General features: G+C 68.7%; 16 protein-coding genes and 2 tRNA genes. 9 read left to right on the top strand and 9 right to left on the bottom strand.

What is annotated here, in order from left to right; genetic code table 11:
- Positions 1–10: 10 nt before the first annotated feature.
- A complete protein-coding gene (locus tag J3486_RS22360; RefSeq protein ID WP_207822954.1) occupies positions 11–466 on the top strand; it encodes an HD domain-containing protein in 456 nt (151 codons plus the stop codon).
- Here the strand turns inward: J3486_RS22360 and J3486_RS22355 are convergent.
- Complete coding sequence (locus tag J3486_RS22355; RefSeq protein WP_207822952.1) at positions 454–1644, bottom strand: acyltransferase family protein; 1191 nt, start codon at positions 1642–1644, stop codon at positions 454–456. The two genes, J3486_RS22360 and J3486_RS22355, sit on opposite strands and share 13 nt — an antisense overlap.
- 666 nt (positions 1645–2310) lie before the next feature.
- Here J3486_RS22355 and J3486_RS22350 point away from each other — a divergent pair.
- Entirely contained in the window at positions 2311–2505 is a 195-nt protein-coding gene (locus J3486_RS22350) for a hypothetical protein (RefSeq protein ID WP_207822950.1), read from the top strand.
- A 256-nt stretch (positions 2506–2761) separates the two neighbouring features.
- Here the strand turns inward: J3486_RS22350 and J3486_RS44245 are convergent, their stop codons facing one another.
- Positions 2762–3331, bottom strand: coding sequence for a hypothetical protein (locus J3486_RS44245; protein WP_229378422.1), 570 nt, complete (start codon positions 3329–3331; stop codon positions 2762–2764).
- Positions 3328–3747, bottom strand: a complete 420-nt coding sequence (locus J3486_RS22340) for an Imm10 family immunity protein (RefSeq protein WP_207822948.1) — start codon at positions 3745–3747, stop codon at positions 3328–3330. Before J3486_RS22340 ends, J3486_RS44245 begins: the two co-directional genes overlap by 4 nt.
- A 1347-nt stretch (positions 3748–5094) precedes the next feature.
- On the opposite strand from J3486_RS22340, the gene J3486_RS22335 reads away from it, so the two are divergent.
- On the top strand, positions 5095–5550 hold the full coding sequence (locus J3486_RS22335) for an XRE family transcriptional regulator (RefSeq protein ID WP_207822946.1): 456 nt from the start codon (positions 5095–5097) through the stop codon (positions 5548–5550).
- 142 nt (positions 5551–5692) lie between these two features.
- On the opposite strand, the gene J3486_RS22330 is transcribed toward J3486_RS22335, so the two are convergent.
- Positions 5693–5766: transfer RNA gene (locus tag J3486_RS22330), tRNA-Gly, on the bottom strand.
- Between the two features lie 177 nt (positions 5767–5943).
- Between J3486_RS22330 and J3486_RS22325 the strand changes: the two genes are divergently transcribed.
- The 5 genes from J3486_RS22325 (at position 5944) to clpX (ending at position 10636) form a co-directional block, all read left to right on the top strand.
- Positions 5944–6020, top strand: a tRNA-Pro gene (locus J3486_RS22325).
- A gap of 172 nt (positions 6021–6192) precedes the next feature.
- Entirely contained in the window at positions 6193–7587 is a 1395-nt protein-coding gene (gene tig / locus J3486_RS22320; RefSeq protein WP_207822945.1) for a trigger factor, read from the top strand.
- A 280-nt stretch (positions 7588–7867) separates the two neighbouring features.
- Positions 7868–8473, top strand: coding sequence for an ATP-dependent Clp protease proteolytic subunit (locus J3486_RS22315; protein ID WP_207823549.1), 606 nt, complete (start codon positions 7868–7870; stop codon positions 8471–8473).
- Positions 8474–8534: 61 nt separating this feature from the next.
- Complete coding sequence (locus J3486_RS22310) at positions 8535–9194, top strand: ATP-dependent Clp protease proteolytic subunit (RefSeq protein WP_207822943.1); 660 nt, start codon at positions 8535–8537, stop codon at positions 9192–9194.
- 155 nt (positions 9195–9349) lie between these two features.
- Positions 9350–10636, top strand: coding sequence for an ATP-dependent Clp protease ATP-binding subunit ClpX (gene clpX / locus J3486_RS22305; protein ID WP_207822941.1), 1287 nt, complete (start codon positions 9350–9352; stop codon positions 10634–10636).
- An 86-nt stretch (positions 10637–10722) separates the two neighbouring features.
- Here the strand turns inward: clpX and J3486_RS22300 are convergent, their stop codons facing one another.
- A complete protein-coding gene (locus tag J3486_RS22300) occupies positions 10723–11703 on the bottom strand; it encodes a hypothetical protein (RefSeq protein WP_207822940.1) in 981 nt (326 codons plus the stop codon).
- A 115-nt stretch (positions 11704–11818) separates the two neighbouring features.
- Here J3486_RS22300 and J3486_RS22295 point away from each other — a divergent pair, with 115 nt between their 5' ends.
- A complete protein-coding gene (locus J3486_RS22295; RefSeq protein WP_207822938.1) occupies positions 11819–14449 on the top strand; it encodes a valine--tRNA ligase in 2631 nt (876 codons plus the stop codon).
- Positions 14450–14515: 66 nt separating this feature from the next.
- On the opposite strand, the gene J3486_RS22290 is transcribed toward J3486_RS22295, so the two are convergent.
- From J3486_RS22290 to J3486_RS22275, 4 genes are all read right to left on the bottom strand, one after another.
- On the bottom strand, positions 14516–14716 hold the full coding sequence (locus tag J3486_RS22290) for a hypothetical protein (protein WP_207822936.1): 201 nt from the start codon (positions 14714–14716) through the stop codon (positions 14516–14518).
- A 32-nt stretch (positions 14717–14748) separates the two neighbouring features.
- Positions 14749–15807: a glycosyltransferase family 2 protein gene (locus J3486_RS22285; RefSeq protein WP_207822933.1), complete on the bottom strand. Its 1059-nt coding sequence runs from the start codon at positions 15805–15807 to the stop codon at positions 14749–14751.
- 224 nt (positions 15808–16031) lie between these two features.
- On the bottom strand, positions 16032–16592 hold the full coding sequence (locus J3486_RS22280) for a hypothetical protein (RefSeq protein WP_207822931.1): 561 nt from the start codon (positions 16590–16592) through the stop codon (positions 16032–16034).
- Between the two features lie 104 nt (positions 16593–16696).
- Entirely contained in the window at positions 16697–18256 is a 1560-nt protein-coding gene (locus J3486_RS22275) for a PAS domain-containing sensor histidine kinase (protein WP_207822928.1), read from the bottom strand.
- Positions 18257–18259 lie beyond the last annotated feature (3 nt).

Raw genomic sequence — 18259 nt, 5'->3', positions numbered from 1 at the left:
CGCTCCTCCCATGCTGACGCTGACGGAAGTCGAGGCCCTGGCCCGCAGGGCCCACGCCCCGCAGAAGGACAAGGCGGGTCGCCCCTACGCCGAGCATCTGCAAGCCGTGGCCGACGGGGTCGCGGCCCGCGGCGGCTCGGACGAGCAGATCGCGGCGGCCTGGCTGCACGACGCGATCGAGGACGACGCGCTCACCGACGACTGGCTGACGGAGGCCGCACTCCCGGAGCCGGCCAAGGCGATCGTCCGCGCCCTGACGAAACAACGGGGCGAGTCCCCGGCCGCGTACGCGCAACGCATCCTCGCGACCCCGGGAGCCCGCCTCGTGAAGGAGGCGGACCTGGCCCACAACGCGGACCCGGCCCGCCTCGCGGTCCTCGACGAGCCGACCCGCACCCGCCTGACCCGGAAGTACGCGACGATGCGCGCACTCCTGGGCATCGCACCGGAGGATCAGGCCCGCTGACGCTGCCGGGCCAGTTCAGCCGCGTCGCGCCGGAACGCCCACTCCATCTTCGGCTCCATCGCGAACCGGAAGATCCGCTGCACCGGCGGAGTGCACAGCACGGTGATGACGGACGCGGCGATGAAGGTGACCACGATCTCGCCCCACGGCGTGTGGACCCAGGAGGCGTCGAACCAGCCCCAGAACCGGGAGCCCTTCGCCAGGAACCCGTGCAGCAGATAGCCGTACAGCGTCCCCGCGCCGAGCGCCGTGAACCACATCCTGCGGCCCGGCACCCAGGCGAAGAAGCACGCGGTGAGCACGATCGAGCAGCCGAACAGGGCGAGCGTCATCACGACACCGGCCCACCACGGGGCGCCCAGCTCCTGCGCGCTGTCGCGGTGGTAGAACCAGGCGGACGTCATCCGCGGACCGGCCCAGTACGCGAGCGCGAGGGCGACCAGCGCGACCGGCACGGCCAGGATGCGCACCTCGCGCCGCCGCACCAGCTGGAAGTGTTCGGGCTTCAGGCACAGACCGAGCACGAAGAACGGCAGGAACTGGAGCACCCGCTGCAGATCCAGGTCGTCACCGAGCTCGGGCGAGACCGACGCCAGGACGGCGACGGCGACGGCGATCGGCAGCGGCCAGCGCACGATCTTCCAGATCGGCGTGGTCAGCCGCCACACGAAGAGCGCGACCAGGAACCAGGTCAGGTACCAGGGGTCGAGCAGGCTGATCGGGTAGCCGGGGTCACCGCCCGCGGTCCGCTTGAAGAAGGTGTACGCGATCTCGAAAAGGACGTAGGGGACCGCGACACCGGTGACCAGCCGCTTGAGCTTCTTGGGGCTCGCGTCGAAGGACCGCGAGAAGTAGCCGGAGATGATGATGAACGCCGGCATGTGGAACGTGTAGACGACCATGTAGAGCGCCTCGGCGGCGCGGCTGCCGTCCGTCAGGGGCTCCCAGCAGTGGCCCATCGCCACGAACACGATGGCCAGGTATTTCGCGTTGTCGAAGAACGCGTCCCGCTGCTTGGGCCGGGGAGCGGGGCCGGGCCGGGCGGGGTCCGGAGCGGCAGTGGTGGGGGGCGAAGAGCGGGGGGACGGGGGGCGGGGGGACAGTACACCGTCCATGGGCGGGGCGGCCGGGGGAAGCGGCGTGCGACGTGTGCCGTGCGGGTACACCGGGTTGGTCACAGGCCCTCCCACCAGGAACTCGGGGAGACGATCCGGGACCGCACTGCGCCGGAGGGGGTCAAGGCAGTGTGGAACATCTGAGGCACCCTAGTGGTGCCTGTGGGATTTCGTAAAACCCTCAATGCGATTCCTCCTTATCGCTCCCGGGTACCCCGGATTCGCGGAAGTCGACATGCGTTCGCGTACTGTCTGCCTCTTGGCGATCTGTCCGTTATCACGTGGTTAATCCCGCTTAAACAGTGCATTTCGCCCGCACGCGACTCCGGAGAAATGCTCGGCTGCGCCCCTTTTGCCGGTATGCCGCGTACGGCGTTAATGAGCCGCCGAATTCCCTGGATTCACCTGTGCGTACAGCAAGGGGAAAGTGCGGGAAAACCTGGAACGACATGCGAGGGGCATGTGTATGCCGCATGTGCCCCGATGGAAACGATCAAGCCGAATTCCGACCCCCTCCCGCGCCCGCCCCGGGCACCCTCGTCCCTGCTGCGACGTGCGCCGCACCCGCGCCCCGGGGGTGCGAGCACCGCGCGCCCCCGCACGCGCGTGGCCGACGATGCGTCACCGACCGCATACGGACGGCTGGTTGGTGGCACGATGGTTCTGGCGGGGGGTGTGGGGCTGTGCCCCCCGGGCCGGGAGAGCGGACCGACCTAGGGTGTGATCAGTGTGGCCATTTCGCTGTCAGTGGTGCTGTTGCTGGCGATTGTTCTCGTGGTGCTCATGCGCGGGGGCTCGATCAAAGCGGGGCCTGCCGTGGTGGCGGTGCTCTTCGGCTTCTTCCTGGCCTCGACCGGAATGGCCCCCGCGATCAACAACTTCCTCAACTCGGTCGCGGACAGCATCAGCGCGATCAAATTCTGAGGAGTGGGCCGGGGGTGCGCCGCAGGCGCACGAAAAAGCCCCCGGCCTGGTCCGCCGAGCTGCGGAACCGGGCCGGAGGCCCCTTGTCGAGAGCGGGCGACGGGAATCGAACCCGCGTAGCTAGTTTGGAAGATCGCGTACGCGCACCCCTGCTGACCAGGCGTGACGCTGACCTGCGCGTTCTCGGGGCGCCCGCCAGGACTCCCCGTGACTCCCCGCTCGGTGCCGTTCCATCGGGCACGCAGGGGGCACGGTGTCACTCGTAGAACCGGGCTGCGCTGAGGGCCCGAGCCATGAACGCCCAGTCACCCTCACGGGGAAGCTCCTGGCCGTGGTTCGCGTACCAACCTGGGGCGTCGGCTACCCACGCTTCCAGAGCCTCCAGGAAGCTGTCTAGCGTCCGGTTCTCCCACTGGTCACCGCTGGCTTCGTAATCCTGCCGAAGGAGCCTCAGAAAGCCGCTCAGGGCCTCGCGGTCGGCAAGGCGCTCGTTGGGTTCCAGCGGTAGGGGCGCGCTCTTGCCTCCCCAGTCCGTGAGTCTGAGCCTGACTTGGCAGTTGTGATCTGCGTGTGCGACCACCGTGCCGTTGATCGTGAACCCCAGCGGGGGAGGGACGGTTCCGGCGGGCGCGGCAAAGATCTCTGCCAGCCCCAGGGCTTTCGGGACTCCGTCGATCCGAACGAACACGCCGAAGGGCTGTCGGCCGATGGCCTTGCCGGTCACAGCGGTGCCAATCGGCAGCGCGTTCACGGTTGTTGGCCAGGCATGCCGTATGTCCTCGGCCGTTGGATCGTCGACACCGTCCGGCCATGTGTACTCCGTCACAGGGCAAGCCCTGCGAGTCGGGGTCGGGCATCTGGGCGGCCGAAGGCAAGGACTCGTGGCAGCACTTCACGCATGCGAGCTACATCGGCGGCTGGGGCGAGCAGGACGGCTTCGATGATGGGGTCGGTCAAGTCGAGATCGTCCAACGATGCAGGGTCCAAGGTCACGCGCAGCACGTTGTCGTCCAACTCCACCTCACGTACGCAGCCGTAGGCTGTGCCTTGATCGGGTGTGACCAGGCAGTGAGTGTCCATTCCGAGGGATATTTCCTGCTCGTCGGGCTCGTCGAAGTCGCACATGAACAACAGGGAGAACCCGTCCTCGTCGTCCGACTCCGCCACGCCGGCCATCATGCAGTCGTCTGCGTCCGGGTCGTCCACCCCGAAAGCTAGTTGTGCTGTGAACCTGTACGTCATGGGCATGTTCTAGCACCAAGGTCCGACACCGTGGACGACGTCTATGTGAGGTCGGTGGAGCGGCTTTGGGCGGGAGCTGCCATGGGGCGAGTGATCATGGCCCCTTAAGCTTCCGGCGAGTCGGGCAGTCTGTGGAGCTGCCCGTTAAAGCACGACGTTGGGGCCATGATCTTAGAGGCTCGCCCCATGGTGGCTGCCTAAAGCCGTGGAGCCGACCGGCCCCGGCCGCGACGGGTTTCCTCACCTCATCAAGGCTGCTGCCCGCGTCCGGGCTCGGCCCTGTGGCTGGTCAGCGGGCCTTGGGGCGCTTGGTGAACCTGGCTGCGGTGGCCCGTCGATTCGCTCCGGCATGATCCGGCCTGATCGGTAACACAAAGCGTCTTTCCCCTGTGGTTTTGCTGTCCACCTTGTGCCCCACGGCCTGGTTGTCTGGTTGTGGCCTCCTGGGTGGTGACGGACAGACGGCGTCCCGCAGCCGGGACGAAGGCAGGAGGCGGAGGGGCGGCGGCTGGCCGGCGCCGCCCCGAAGTTGTGAGGCCCTCGGTCCGTATGGATCGATCCCCTGGGGACAGTGGGTCTGGGGTTTTAAGAGGTGGTGTTCTTGCTCCTGCACCCTGGGGTCTGACCGGTGCTTGGTTCTTCTCCTCTTCTGGGCCGGATCATGGCGGAGGGGAGCGAGGGGCCGTGCGCGGCCGTGGTTCGTCGAAGTGCCCTTGGGCGGTTGGGTTGGCAATGATCGATGCCACGGGGCCCGGCCCGAGCTGCGAGCGCAGCGAGCCTTGATGAAGTAGGGAAACTTTGTCCGCGCTACCCCCTCGGGGGCCCCTGGCGACTTCCCTGACCTTGCGGCAAGCCGCTTACCTGCTGCTTTGCGGCAGTCCCGAATTGGCATATTCGTCTCTACCGAATCTAGGTGTCCCGAGTGGGACGATCGGGCAGTATCGAGACATGTCCAATCGGCGAAATAGGCAGCGACGCAAGCCAGTTGGGGCGCAAGGCCAGTCGAGGACCCAGGTCTCTGGGGACCGTCCTGATGTCGAGGTCTCGGCCACACCTGAAGAGCGGCGAGCGGCAGCAGTGCGGAGCCTCGTGGAACCGGGCGAGCGCCGCCGGTTGCTGGCTCAGGAACTGGCAGAGGTAGAAGCCGGACTGCGTCCCGCCGTGTTGGCTGCCGTGAGTGCCGGCGTTCCGTACCGGCGCCTGGAAGAGCTGACGGGTATCCCTCGCGCCACGGTCGCGCGTTGGGCGAAGGTCGAGGGGGCCCCGAACGCTTGATCCCGTAGAAAGAAGACGGGCCGCATCCGGTGCGAGCGGACGCGGCCCAACCGATTCGAAGGAGTCGAAGCCATGTCGAATCGATCCACGTTCATCATGCCCGAGCGACCTGACGTTTCCCCTCCAGAGCAGCCCTTGCGGTATGGCCTCAGGGCTCCGGATACGCCGCTGGGTAGGGCGCGGCTTGAGCGGGAGTGGTCACGCGCCAAGGCGGTCAGGGCCCTGACTCTCGTCGCGGAGCGATGGGGCTGGGAGATCGCCGCGGAGGCGTCCATGAAGGTGATGTACCACCGTTGGGAACACGAAGCGGTCCGACCGGGCAAGACCTATCAGGTACTGCTCTGCTCGGTGTTCCGAAAGACCCCCGACGAGCTTGGGTTCGCAGAACAGTCCCCGTGCGCGGATGAGGCGGCGCTCCTGGCGCGTATCAGTGCCCTTGAGTCCGTGGTTCGGCACCTGCTCCGGGAGCGCTGTGATCAATTGGAGTCATCAGTAATCACCGCAGCTGAGGCAGGGTTAACAGCCTAGTTAACCCCTAGGCGGTGGGAGTCGTTCGCTGGCTCTGTTCCGCCCCAAGGGGCACGCGGGGGACACGACGGACTGAACGGGACCCCGTAAAACGATCAGGGCCGGGCAGAGGAAACGACCTCTGACCTGGCCCTGATTCATGTGGAGCGGGCGACGGGAATCGAACCCGCGTAGCTAGTTTGGAAGACTAGGGCTCTACCATTGAGCTACGCCCGCACAGCGTGCGCCCCCGTCACCGGGTGCGGCACGAAAGGCATCGTAGCGGGTCATGGGCCCCGCCCGCACACCCCCTTCCCGGCAGCGCTCCCCGGGGGCGCACAGACGCCTGCGGCGCGGCCGCGACAAGCGGGAGCCGTGCCGGCTGCGGGCATGTACCCTACGTGTCGCACCGAACGGGGTGTGGCGCAGCTTGGTAGCGCGTCCGCTTTGGGAGCGGAAGGCCGTGGGTTCAAATCCCGCCACCCCGACCAGCGTTGTCGCGGCGGGGCGAGGGCCGTGAACCGCCCCCGCGACGATCCCGTGGGAACGACTTCAAGATCGCATTGTGGCTGCGCAGCGGCGTGCCGTTACTATGCAAGCTGCATGCCCGTGTGTCTCTGAGCCGGGCACGATTCCTGAAGTCAGCCCCCAAGGAGACCCACCGTGAAGAGCGCCGTCGAGACCCTGAACCCGACCCGGGTTCGGCTCAGCATTGAGGTGCCCTTCGAGGAGCTCAAGGACAGCCTCGACGCGGCGTACAAGAAGATCAACCAGCAGGTCACGGTGAAGGGCTTCCGCAAGGGCAAGATCCCGGCCCGGGTCATCGACCAGCGCTTCGGCCGCGGTGCGGTCCTGGAAGAGGCCGTCAACGACGCCCTCCCGAAGTTCTACACCGAGGCCGTCAACGAGGCGGAGCTCAACGTTCTCGGCCAGCCCGAGGTCGACATCACGGAGCTGAAGGACGGCGAGACGCTGAACTTCACCGCCGAGGTCGACGTCCGCCCGACCATCGAGATCCCGGACTACTCCGGCATCGAGGTCGAGGTCGACGCCGTCGAGGTCACCGACGAGGACGTCGAGAAGTCGGTCGAGCAGCTGCGCGACCGCTTCGCCTCCACCTCCCCGGTCGAGCGCGCCGCCGAGGACGGCGACGTCGTGACGATCGACCTTGAGGCCAAGGTCGACGGCGAGGTCCTCGAGGACGGCGTCGCCTCCGGCGTCTCGTACACCATCGGTTCCGGCGAGCTCCTCGACGGCATCGACGACGCCGTCAAGGGCCTGGAGGCCGGTGGCGAGGCCACCTTCACCTCGCAGCTCAAGGGCGGTTCCGCCGAGGGCAAGGACGCCGAGGTCACCGTCAAGGTCACCCAGGTCGCCGCCCGTGAGCTCCCGGCCCTGGACGACGAGTTCGCCCAGCTCGCCTCCGAGTTCGACACCCTCGACGAGCTGAAGGCCGACAGCCGCAAGCGCCTCGAGAACATGAAGCAGTACGACCAGGCCACGCAGGCCCAGGAGCGCGTCCTGGAGAAGCTGCTCGAGCTGGTCGAGGTCCCCGTTCCCGAGAAGCTGCTCGAGGACGAGGTCAACACCCGCAAGCACAACCTCGAGCACCACCAGCTCGGCCAGATGGGCCTGGACATCGAGAAGTACCTCGAGATCCAGGGCAAGACGGTCGAGGAGTTCGACGCCGAGACGCGCGAGCAGGCCGTCAAGGGCATCAAGACGCAGTTCGTCCTCGACGAGCTCGTCAACAAGGAGAAGCTGAACGTGAACCAGGAGGAGCTCACCGAGCACCTCATGCGTCGCGCCGCCTCCTCCGGCATGTCCCCCGACCAGTTCGCCCAGGCGGTCGTCGAGGGTGGCCAGGTCCCGATGCTGGTCGGCGAGGTCGCCCGCGGCAAGGCCCTTGCCGTGGTCGTCGAGGCCGCCACCGTCAAGGACACCAACGGTGAGGTCGTCGACCTGGAGGACGACGAGGAGGAGTCGACGGAGACCGTCGAGGCCGCCACCGACGCCGCCGAGCCGGCCGAGTCCGCCGAGGACAAGACCGAGGCCTGAGTCTCGTAGCAGTACCTGTGACAGGCCCCCGGAACTTCGGTTCCGGGGGCCTGTCGCGCCCCGCGGGAGCGACAGCCCGCACCCGGATCCCGCCCCGGGCGCAGCGACCTGCGCTCACAGCGAACAGTTCCTTCTGCGGGATTCCCCGAAGGGACCCGCGCGTTAGGGTCCATGAAGAGGCGGGCAGGGGAGTCCCAGAGCGATGGGCCCCGCCCCCAGCTAGAGACGCGAGACGGCGCGTAGCCGTCAGAGACGAGCAGGTGGATACGTGACGATTCAGATGCCTTCCGCCGCCGGCGAGCCGTCCATCGGTGGTGGCCTCGGCGACCATGTCTACAACCGGCTGCTCGGCGAGCGGATCGTCTTCCTCGGCCAGCAGGTCGACGACGAGATCGCGAACAAGATCACCGCGCAGATGCTGCTCCTTGCCGCCGACCCGGACAAGGACATCTACCTCTACATCAACAGCCCCGGCGGCTCGGTGACGGCCGGCATGGCGATCTACGACACCATGCAGTACATCCCGAACGACGTGGTGACGATCGGCATGGGCATGGCGGCCTCGATGGGCCAGTTCCTGCTCACGGGTGGCACCGCCGGCAAGCGCTTCGCGCTCCCGAACACGGACATCCTGATGCACCAGGGCTCCGCGGGCATCGGCGGTACGGCCTCCGACGTCAAGATCCAGGCCGAGTACCTGCTGCGGACGAAGCAGCGCATGGCGCGGATCACCGCCCAGCACTCCGGCCAGACCATCGAGACGATCATCCGTGACGGTGACCGCGACCGCTGGTACACCGCCGAGGAGGCCAAGGAGTACGGCCTCATCGACGAGATCATCACTGCCGCTACGGGTGTTCCGGGCGGCGGCGGTACGGGCGCCTGATTCCCCGGCCCCGATCCCAGCCAGCCCACTGCCTCCCTCACCAGGACGGAACACCGCCATCATGAACAACATCCCCGGCAGCGGCCTCTACACGGGCCCGCAGGTCGACAACCGCTACGTGATCCCGCGCTTCGTCGAGCGCACCTCGCAGGGCGTCCGTGAGTACGACCCGTACGCGAAGCTGTTCGAAGAGCGCGTGATCTTCCTCGGCGTCCAGATCGACGACGCGTCGGCCAACGACGTCATGGCGCAGCTGCTGTGCCTGGAGTCGATGGACCCGGACCGCGACATCTCCATCTACATCAACAGCCCCGGTGGCTCGTTCACGGCCCTCACGGCCATCTACGACACGATGCAGTTCGTGAAGCCGGACATTCAGACGGTCTGCATGGGCCAGGCGTCCTCGGCCGCCGCCGTCCTGCTCGCCGCCGGAACCCCGGGCAAGCGCATGGCGCTTCCGAACGCCCGTGTGCTGATCCACCAGCCGTCCGGCGGCACCGGCCGTGAGCAGCTCTCCGACCTGGAGATCGCGGCCAACGAGATCCTCCGTATGCGTACGCAGCTGGAGGAGATGCTGGCCGAGCACTCGTCGACGCCGATCGAGAAGATCCGCGACGACATCGAGCGCGACAAGATCCTCACGGCCGAGGACGCCCTGGCGTACGGCCTCGTCGACCAGATCATCTCGACGCGCAAGATGAACAACGAGGCGATCGCGTAACGGCTCGCTGTATCGTCTGCCATCCCTTGGCGCGGTTCACGTCAAAGTGAACCGTGCCAAGGGGGGCCCGAACGGGGGGCCCGGCAAGGTACCGTCGGATACAGGCACCAGGAGCCGCTGAACGTGGCGTCTCCCAGGCGAAGGGGAAGCACCTCGTGGCACGCATCGGTGACGGCGGCGATCTGCTCAAGTGCTCGTTCTGCGGAAAGAGCCAGAAGCAGGTCAAGAAGCTCATCGCAGGCCCCGGTGTATACATCTGCGACGAGTGCATCGACCTCTGCAACGAGATCATCGAGGAAGAGCTCGCGGAGACGAGCGAAGTGCGCTGGGAAGAACTTCCCAAGCCGCGCGAGATCTACGAGTTCCTCGAGGGCTACGTCGTGGGCCAGGAGGCCGCCAAGAAGGCGCTCTCCGTGGCTGTCTACAACCACTACAAGCGCGTACAGGCGGGGGAGAACGGCGGCGCGAGCGGCCGTGACGACGCCATCGAACTGGCGAAGTCCAACATCCTCCTGCTCGGCCCGACCGGTTCGGGCAAGACGCTCCTCGCCCAGACACTCGCCCGGATGCTCAACGTCCCGTTCGCCATCGCGGACGCGACGGCGCTCACGGAGGCGGGCTACGTCGGCGAGGACGTCGAGAACATCCTGCTGAAGCTCATCCAGGCCGCCGACTACGACGTCAAGAAGGCCGAGACGGGCATCATCTACATCGACGAGATCGACAAGGTCGCCCGCAAGTCGGAGAACCCGTCGATCACCCGCGATGTGTCCGGCGAGGGCGTCCAGCAGGCCCTGCTGAAGATCCTGGAAGGCACCACCGCCTCCGTCCCGCCGCAGGGCGGCCGCAAGCACCCGCACCAGGAGTTCATCCAGATCGACACGACGAACGTGCTGTTCATCGTGGGCGGTGCCTTCGCGGGCCTGGAGAAGATCATCGAGTCGCGGGCCGGCGCCAAGGGCATCGGCTTCGGCGCGACGATCCACTCCAAGCGCGAGCTGGAGGAGAAGGACCAGTTCCAGGAGGTCATGCCGGAGGACCTGGTGAAGTTCGGGATGATCCCGGAGTTCATCGGCCGTCTCCCCGTGATCACCTCGGTCCACAACCTCGACCGCGAGGCGCTCCTGCAGATCCTGGTCGAGCCGCGCAACGCGCTGGTGAAGCAGTACCAGCGCCTCTTCGAACTCGACGGCGTGGAGCTGGACTTCGAGCGCGAGGCCCTGGAGGCCATCGCCGACCAGGCGATCCTGCGCCGCACCGGCGCCCGCGGCCTGCGCGCCATCATGGAGGAGGTCCTCCAGTCGGTGATGTACGAGGTCCCGTCGAGGAAGGACGTCGCCCGCGTGGTCATCACCGCCGACGCCGTTCACTCGAACGTGAACCCGACGCTGATCCCGCGGGACGCGCGGGGCAGCGGCAGCGGCGAGCAGAAGTCGGCGTAGCCGCAGCCGCGCCGCACGCGGACACGACGAAGGCGCCCGCCGGATCGGAACCGATCCGGCGGGCGCCTTCGTCGTTCAGGAGGTCATCACGCCTTGACGCGGATCTCCTGGCGGAGCTTGACCGTGATGTCCGACGCGTTCTTCAGGTCCGGGCTCTTGCCGGCCATCATGTCCGCGACCTCCAGCGGCACGACCATCGCCATGGTGCTGTGGTCCGACCAGATGCAGACCGGCATGTGGATCACCTTGGGACCCGAGGTGTCGGTGGAAGAGGGCTTCGTGTTCTCCATCTTCATCTCCTGGCACTTCAGGATGAAGTCGTCCGTGCTGTAGTCGGTGGGGCTGTCGACCAGCGACGCCTTGACGTCGTCGTCGCCGCCCTTCGCGATCTCGAGGGCGCCCTTCTGGAACATGCCGTCGACGAGCTTCTCCGGGTCCGCGATCTCGCCGTAGGCGCCCTGGAACTGCAGCACCTTCCCGGCCAGCGGGTTGGAGGTGTCCGTGGCCTTGTACGAGGCGTTGACGGCCTTGCCGTTCTTCAGGCCGTCCTTCTCGGCGTCCTTCATGTCGCTCTCGTCGAAGCCGTCGCTGGAGTCGGTGGCGTCCTTCTTGTACTCACCGAGCACCGTCGCCGGCGTCGTCAGCTTGTGGGCGCCGTCGTCCGCGACCGAGGCGCTGCCGCCCCCGCCGAAGATGAAGTACGCGCCGACGCCGATCGCCGCGACCACCGCGACCGCGCCGATGATCAGGCCCGTCTTCTTCTTGCCGCCGCCCGCCGGGGGCGCCGGCGGGTACTGGCCGTAGGGGTCCTGGCCGTAGGGCGCCTGGGGCTGCTGGCCGTACGCGCCGGGCTGCTGGGGCTGGCTGTAGCCGCCGGGCTGCTGGCCCTGGCCGTAGGGGCCCGGCTGCTGCGGCGGGACACCGGGCGGTGCCTGCTGCGGGTACCCGTAGCCGGGCTGCGGGGCCTGGGGCTGCTGACCGTACGGACCCGGCTGCTGCGGCTGGCCGTAGGGTCCGGGCTGCTGCGGCTGCTGGCCTCCGTAGGGGCCCGGCTGGTTGTAGCTCATTGGATGGGTTCCCTCCCGATGCTTATGTGCTGCTGACATCCTGGCGTACGGGCGTGCGGATCAGGCCACCGGATTCGGTTTCAGTACGAGACCGTGACCCCTCTAAACTGGCCCCGTGACCGAGAACTCTCAGCAGCAGCACTCAGCGCCCACCACCGAACTGCCGACCCAGTACGCGCCGGCCGAGGTAGAGGAGACGCTGTACGAGCGCTGGGTAGACCGGGGCTATTTCACGGCGGACGCCAAGAGTGAGAAGCCGCCGTACACGATCGTGATCCCGCCGCCGAACGTGACGGGCGCGCTCCACCTGGGCCACGCCTTCCAGCACACGCTCATGGACGCCCTCACGCGCCGCAAGCGCATGCAGGGCTTCGAGACGCTGTGGCTGCCGGGCATGGACCACGCCGGTATCGCCACCCAGAACAAGGTCGAGCAGCAGCTCGCCGAGGAGGGCAAGTCCCGTCACGACATCGGCCGTGAGGCCTTCGTCGAGAAGACCTGGGAGTGGAAGAAGCAGTACGGCGGCCGGATCCTCGGCCAGATGCGCCGCCTCGGCGACGGTGTCGACTGGTCGCGCGAGCGCTTCACGATGGACGAGGGGCTGTCGCGCGCCGTCCAGAAGATCTTCAAGGACCTCTTCGACGACGGCCTGATCTACCGCGCCGAGCGCATCATCAACTGGTGCCCGCGCTGCCTCACCGCCATCTCCGACATCGAGGTGGACTACCAGGACGACGACGGCGAGCTGGTCTCGTTGAAGTACGGCGAGGGTGACGAGACCGTCGTCGTCGCGACCACCCGTGTCGAGACGATGCTGGGCGACACCGCGGTCGCCGTCCACCCGGACGACGAGCGGTACGCGCACCTCATCGGCAAGCGGATCAAGCTGCCGCTGACCGACCGGACGATCCCCGTCGTCGCCGACACGCACGTCGACCCGGAGTTCGGCACCGGCGCCGTCAAGGTGACCCCGGCCCACGACCCGAACGACTTCGCGATCGGGCAGCGCCACGACCTGGAGACCATGACGATCATGGACGAGCGCGGTGTCATCACCGTGCCCGGACCGTTCCAGGGTCTCGACCGCTTCGAGGCGCGCTCCGCCATCGTCCAGGCCATGCGTGAGCAGGGCCGCGTCGTCGCCGAGAAGCGCCCGTACACCCACTCCGTCGGCCACTGCTCGCGCTGCAAGACCACCATCGAGCCGCGCCTGTCGCTGCAGTGGTGGGTCAAGGTCGACACGCTCGCGCAGGCCGCCGGTGACGCCGTCCGCGACGGCCGCGTCACGCTCCACCCGAAGGAGATGGAGAAGCGGTACTTCGACTGGGTCGACAACCTCAACGACTGGTGCATCTCGCGCCAGCTGTGGTGGGGCCACCGCATCCCGGTCTGGTACGGGCCGAACGGCGAGGTCGTCTGCGTCGGCCCCGACGAGCAGCCGCCCGGCACCGAGGCCGAGGGCTGGACCCAGGACGAGGACGTCCTCGACACCTGGTTCTCGTCCGGCCTGTGGCCGTTCTCCACGCTCGGCTGGCCCGAGAAGACGCCGGACCTGGAGAAGTTCTACTCGACCGACGTCCTGCTCACCGGCCACGACATCATCTTCTTCTGGGTCGTCCGGATGATGATGTTCGGCCTGTACGCGATGGACGGCGAGATCCCGTTCAAGACGGTCGCCCTGACCGGTCTGGTCCGCGACGAGTTCGGCAAGAAGATGTCGAAGTCGAATCCGAACGCGGTAGACCCCATCGACTGGATGGACGAGTACGGCTCGGACGCGGTCCGCTTCACGCTGGCCAGCGGCGCCAACCCCGGCGCCGACGTGCCGATCGGCGAGGACTGGGTCAAGGCGTCCCGCAACTTCGCCAACAAGATCTGGAACGCGACGCGCTTCGCGCTGATGAACGGCGCGACCGTCGAGGGCCCGCTGCCGGACGCCGCGCAGATGTCGGCGACCGACCGCTGGATCCTGTCCCGGCTCAACAAGACCGTGGCCGAGGTCGACGCGTTCTACGACGACTACCAGTTCGCCAAGCTCTCCGACGCCCTCTACCACTACGCGTGGGACGAGGTCTTCGACTGGTACGTCGAGCTGTCCAAGACGACGTTCATGGCGGGCGGCGAGCCGGCCAAGGTGTCGGGCCGCGTCCTCGGTGAGGTCCTCGACGTGACGCTGCGCCTGCTGCACCCGATCGTGCCGTTCGTGACCGACGCGCTGTGGACGACGCTGACCGGCGGCGAGTCCGTCGTCGTCGCCGACTGGCCGAAGGACAGTGGCTTCCGCGACGACGCCGCGGAGCAGGAGATCGCCACGGTCCAGCAGGTCGTCACCGAGGTCCGCCGCTTCAAGGGCGAGCAGGGTCTCAAGGCCGGCCAGCGCGTCCCGGCCCGGCTCTCCCTGGACGGCACGGCGCTCGCCGCGCACGAGGCGGCCATCCGCCAGCTGCTCAAGCTGCAGCCGGAGGGCGAGGCGTTCCAGGCCACCGCCACGCTGCCGGTCGCCGGTGCCGAGGTGGCGCTCGACCTGTCCGGGGCGATCGACGTCGCGGCCGAGCGCAAGCGGCTCGCCAAGGACCTCGCCGCCGCCGAGAAGGACAAGGCGCAGTCCGAGGGCAAGCTGGGCAACGAGGCGTTCCTCGCCAAGGCCCCGGACCACGTCGTCGACAAGATCAAGACGCGACTGGCCAAGGCGGACGAGGACATCGCCCGCATCCAGGCCCAGCTGGAGCGGCTGCCGCAGGCGTAGGCGCCGAGCAGTACACGGCAGAAGGCCCCCGGAACCGTTCGGTTCCGGGGGCCTTCTCGTGCGGGGCTACTTCTTCGGGCCGGGGCCGTTGTCCCGGCCGCGGATCACCGGGTCGAGGCTGCGCAGGGCCAGGCCCGCCGCGATCAGGGTGAGGCAGCCGACCAGCAGGCCGAGGACGGCCAGCGGGGACAGGCCGCCACCGGTGGCCGCGAGGACGCCCGTGCCGCCCCCGCCGAGTATCGCCGCGTCAGTGGGCTTTCCGTACATGGTGCATCAACTCCAAGGCGTGTGAGGGAGGTTCAGGTGGCGACCCAGCGGGCCTCGCGGCGCAGCACCAGATCGATCAGCGAACGGACGAAGACGGCCTGGCGGAACACGTCGTAGAGCAGCTCCGGGAGGAGTGGCGCGGCGAGCAGCGAGGCCCGCCAGCCGAGCCGCCGCACGGTCAGGGTCCGTTCGGTGACGAAGATGAGCATGATCGCGGTCCAGAAGGGCGAGAAGCCCTGCCAGCCGTTGACCTCCAGGTTCAGGACGGCGAAGACCGCGTACAGGAAGAGCGCCAGGGCGCCGACGCCGAGCATGAACTGCTGGAAGAAGTACTTCCTGGTGACCGGGGTCCAGCCGTAGTCGCGCAGGTTCTCCAGGGCGCCGCGCTGCCAGCGCAGCCGCTGGTGCCACAACTTGCCGACGGACGGCATGACTTCGGTGACCAGCCAGCAGCCGTCGGGGGAGACGGTGCGGTGGCCGAGCGTCTTGACGGCCTTGGTCATCTCGTCGTCCTCGGTGAGCGAGGCCAGCGAGTAGTAGCTGTCGCCGCCGCCGATCGTCCCGGCGAGCCGGGCCTCGCGGACCTGGCGCAGGACGCGCGCGCGGAACAGGGTGCCGGTGCCGGTGAGGACCACGGCCTCGTTCTTCTTGCGGCGTATCTCCAGGGCGTAGCGCTGGTACTCCATGCGCTGGAGCATGCCGAGCAGGCCGCCGCCCTGCTCGCCGTAGAAGATGCCGCCGACCGCGCCGACGGTCTCGTCCTCCTCGAAGGCGTCCACGGCGCAGCGCACGAACTCCGGGTTGAGGACGGTGTCGGCGTCCTGCACGAGGACGTAGGCGTCGTCGTCCAGGCTGTCCAGGACCGGGCCGAGAGCCTGGTTGAGGGCGCCGGCCTTCTTGTCCCGGTTGTCGGTGGGGACGAAGACCTCGGCGCCGCAGTAGTCGGCGATGCGAGCGGTCGAGTCGCTGCAGTTGTCGGCCACGACGACGATGCGGTCGGGGCGCAGCGACTGGCGGTACAGGCCCGCGAGCGTCGCGACGATGCGGTCCTGTTCGTCGTGGGCGGGCACAACAGCCACCAGAGAGGACATGGAGGACGCCGTCCTTCGAGGATCGAGGATCGAGAGTCCGGGAGGGAGGAGGCGAGGGGCACTGCGGGGGCCGCTCGCTCCCGAACTCGGGGCGACATCCACGGTGTTACGCGAAAGTGGCGCGACGGTTGCGCTGCCGGTTGCGCACGGGTTGCGCGGGCCGGTGGGGGCGGACCCGGGACGAGTGACCCGGGCCCGAAGTCCCGCACGGAGCGGGCAGTTCGTCAGTGCGCGGCGATGCCCAGGCGGCGCAGCTCGACGTCGGCGAGCGCGTCCAGGACCGCCGGGTCCGCCTCGCGCCAGCCCTCGGCGAGCCGGCCAGGACCCGCGTCGCTGAACCGGGCGAGCTCGTCGAGCGGGCGCACCAGGGCGCGCAGCGCGAGCAGCTCACGGCCGTCCTCGGTGGCCGCCAGCTCGCGCGCGGCGGCGGCCTGCCGGGTCCAGCGCAGGCGGCGCGGCAGCCACAGCGCGAGCAGCAGCCCGACCGGGACCGTGAACAGCGCGATCGCGGCGAGCAGCGCGAGGGCCTGGAACGGGGCCTGCCCGGCGGGCGCCGCGTCGGCGAGCCGGTCGCCGGCCCGCGCGACGTCGTGCAGGGTGCCGTTCATCCGGGGGCCGAGCAGCGGGATGCGGGTGCGGGTGTGCGGGGGAGTGGGGAGGGCCGCGAGGGTGATGAGCCGGTGCGCGACCACCGCGGCGACGGCCCACAGGGCGGTCCAGAGCAGGACCGCGCCGTCGCCGAGGAGCTGTCGGACACGGCGGCCCGGGTGCTGTGCGTACCACATGGTGCGATGGGACCACCGGGGCCGGGAGGCGGGCGGTCACCGCGCCGGACGGCGGCGGCGGTTACGGCAGATGGAGGTGCCCGCACCGGCGCGGGTCCCGGCGGTCAGCCGTCGCCGGGCTTGTCCAGCGAGACGGGCCGCAGGGGCAGCGTCATGGTGAACGTGGATCCCACGCCCTCCGTGCTGGTGGCGGTGAGGCTCCCGCCGTGGCGCTCGACGATGCCGCGGGTGATGAAGAGGCCGAGGCCGCTGCCGCGCGCGGAGGTGGCGTTGGAGGCGCGCTGGAACGGCTCGTACAGGGAGTCCAGGAAGGAGGCCGGGATGCCGATGCCGGTGTCGCGGACCTCCAGCACCCAGTGCCCGGTGCCGGGTTCGTAGCCGGCCCGGACCCGGACGTGGCCGCCGGCCGGGGTGAACTTCACGGCGTTGCCGAGCAGGTTGTCGACGGCCTGGCGGATCCGGGTGCGGTCGGCTTCCAGCGGCGGGCCCGGCGCGACGTCGCAGTGCAGTGCGACGCCGGTCTGCTCGGCGTACGGCTCCAGTTCGGCGACGGCTGTCAGGGCGATCTCGGGCAGGAACACCTCGGTGCGGGTGAGATCGAGGGCGCCGCTCTCCAGGCGGCCCACCAGGAGCAGGTCGTCGACGAGGCGCAGGGTGCGGTCGGTGGAGCGCGCGATGACGTCGAGGCAGGTGCGCTGTTCCTCGGTGAGCGGGTCGGCGTCGTCGCCGGTGAGCAGTTCGCAGAAGCTGCTGATGGTGGTGAGCGGGTTGCGCAGTTCATGGGTGGAGGCGGCGGCGAAGCGCAGCCGGCTCTCGGAGAGCTCGGCCAGTTCCCGGTTGCGGGCCTGCGTCTTCAGCAGGGCGGAGCGCTCCTCGGTGATGTCGCGGAACACCCAGAGATTGCCGAGGAAGACGGTGCCCGAGTACAGCGGGGCGTAGGAGCGCCGCAGGGTGCGCCCGTCGGTGAGCTCGACCATGTCGGTGGCGTGGGAGCGGCGGCGCAGCAGTTCTGCGGCCGAAGTGGGGTGGTGGCTGCCGGTGCGGACGAGGCTGTCGAGGTGGGTGATGATGCGGCGGGTGTCCGAGCCGGGCGGCAGCGGGCCCAGCCGGCGCAGCTTCCCCATCTCCAGCATGGCGTCGTTGACGAACCGCAGCCGGAAGCTGCCGTCCGTGAAGATCACCCCGTCGTCGAGTGCCTCGACGAGCCGGGTGAGCCGCACCGACTCGGCGGCGTAGCGGAACTGGGTCTCGTACATCTCGCGGGCGTCGAAGCCGCGGGCGAACAGGCCCCGTTCGGTGCGGTGCAGGCTGATGCCGATGATCATGCGCCGGGGGGTCGCCGGGGTGCCCACGCGCACCATCACGGTGCCGGTCCGCTCCTGGGTCCCGTCGTCGAGGAAGGCGCGCAGCATGTCGTCGAGCGGCAGCGTGTCCAGCGGGTGCAGATCGGTGGGCAGCAGCGGAGGCAACGTTTCCGCGGGGTACCGCTCCGGCATGTCCCCCTCGGAGGTGTCCCGCTCGAACTCGTCGACCAGCCGCGCGCACAGCTCGTACGCGGAGCAGTGCGGCGGCAGCGCGATGAGGGTCTGCCGCGCGTACTGGCTCAGCGGCGGGGTGCTCGGGGCGTACAGGGCCGCGAGGTCGTCGGCGTACTCGTCGGACATGAG

Origin of the sequence: Streptomyces sp. VRA16 Mangrove soil (assembly GCF_017377775.1) — a bacterium.
Taxonomy (GTDB): Bacteria; Actinomycetota; Actinomycetes; order Streptomycetales; family Streptomycetaceae; genus Streptomyces.
This window is presented reverse-complemented; position numbering and strand designations above follow the sequence as displayed.

Coding starts and splice junctions, on each gene's coding strand:
- J3486_RS22360 (WP_207822954.1), top strand. CDS start 11: ATGCTGACGCTGACGGAAGTCGAGGCCCTGGCCCGCAGGGCCCACGCC.
- J3486_RS22340 (WP_207822948.1), bottom strand. CDS start 3,747: ATGACGTACAGGTTCACAGCACAACTAGCTTTCGGGGTGGACGACCCG.
- J3486_RS22335 (WP_207822946.1), top strand. CDS start 5,095: ATGTCGAATCGATCCACGTTCATCATGCCCGAGCGACCTGACGTTTCC.
- J3486_RS22315 (WP_207823549.1), top strand. CDS start 7,868: ATGCCTTCCGCCGCCGGCGAGCCGTCCATCGGTGGTGGCCTCGGCGAC.
- J3486_RS22310 (WP_207822943.1), top strand. CDS start 8,535: ATGAACAACATCCCCGGCAGCGGCCTCTACACGGGCCCGCAGGTCGAC.
- J3486_RS22300 (WP_207822940.1), bottom strand. CDS start 11,703: ATGAGCTACAACCAGCCGGGCCCCTACGGAGGCCAGCAGCCGCAGCAG.
- J3486_RS22290 (WP_207822936.1), bottom strand. CDS start 14,716: ATGTACGGAAAGCCCACTGACGCGGCGATACTCGGCGGGGGCGGCACG.
- J3486_RS22285 (WP_207822933.1), bottom strand. CDS start 15,807: ATGTCCTCTCTGGTGGCTGTTGTGCCCGCCCACGACGAACAGGACCGC.
- J3486_RS22280 (WP_207822931.1), bottom strand. CDS start 16,592: ATGTGGTACGCACAGCACCCGGGCCGCCGTGTCCGACAGCTCCTCGGC.
- J3486_RS22275 (WP_207822928.1), bottom strand. CDS start 18,256: ATGTCCGACGAGTACGCCGACGACCTCGCGGCCCTGTACGCCCCGAGC.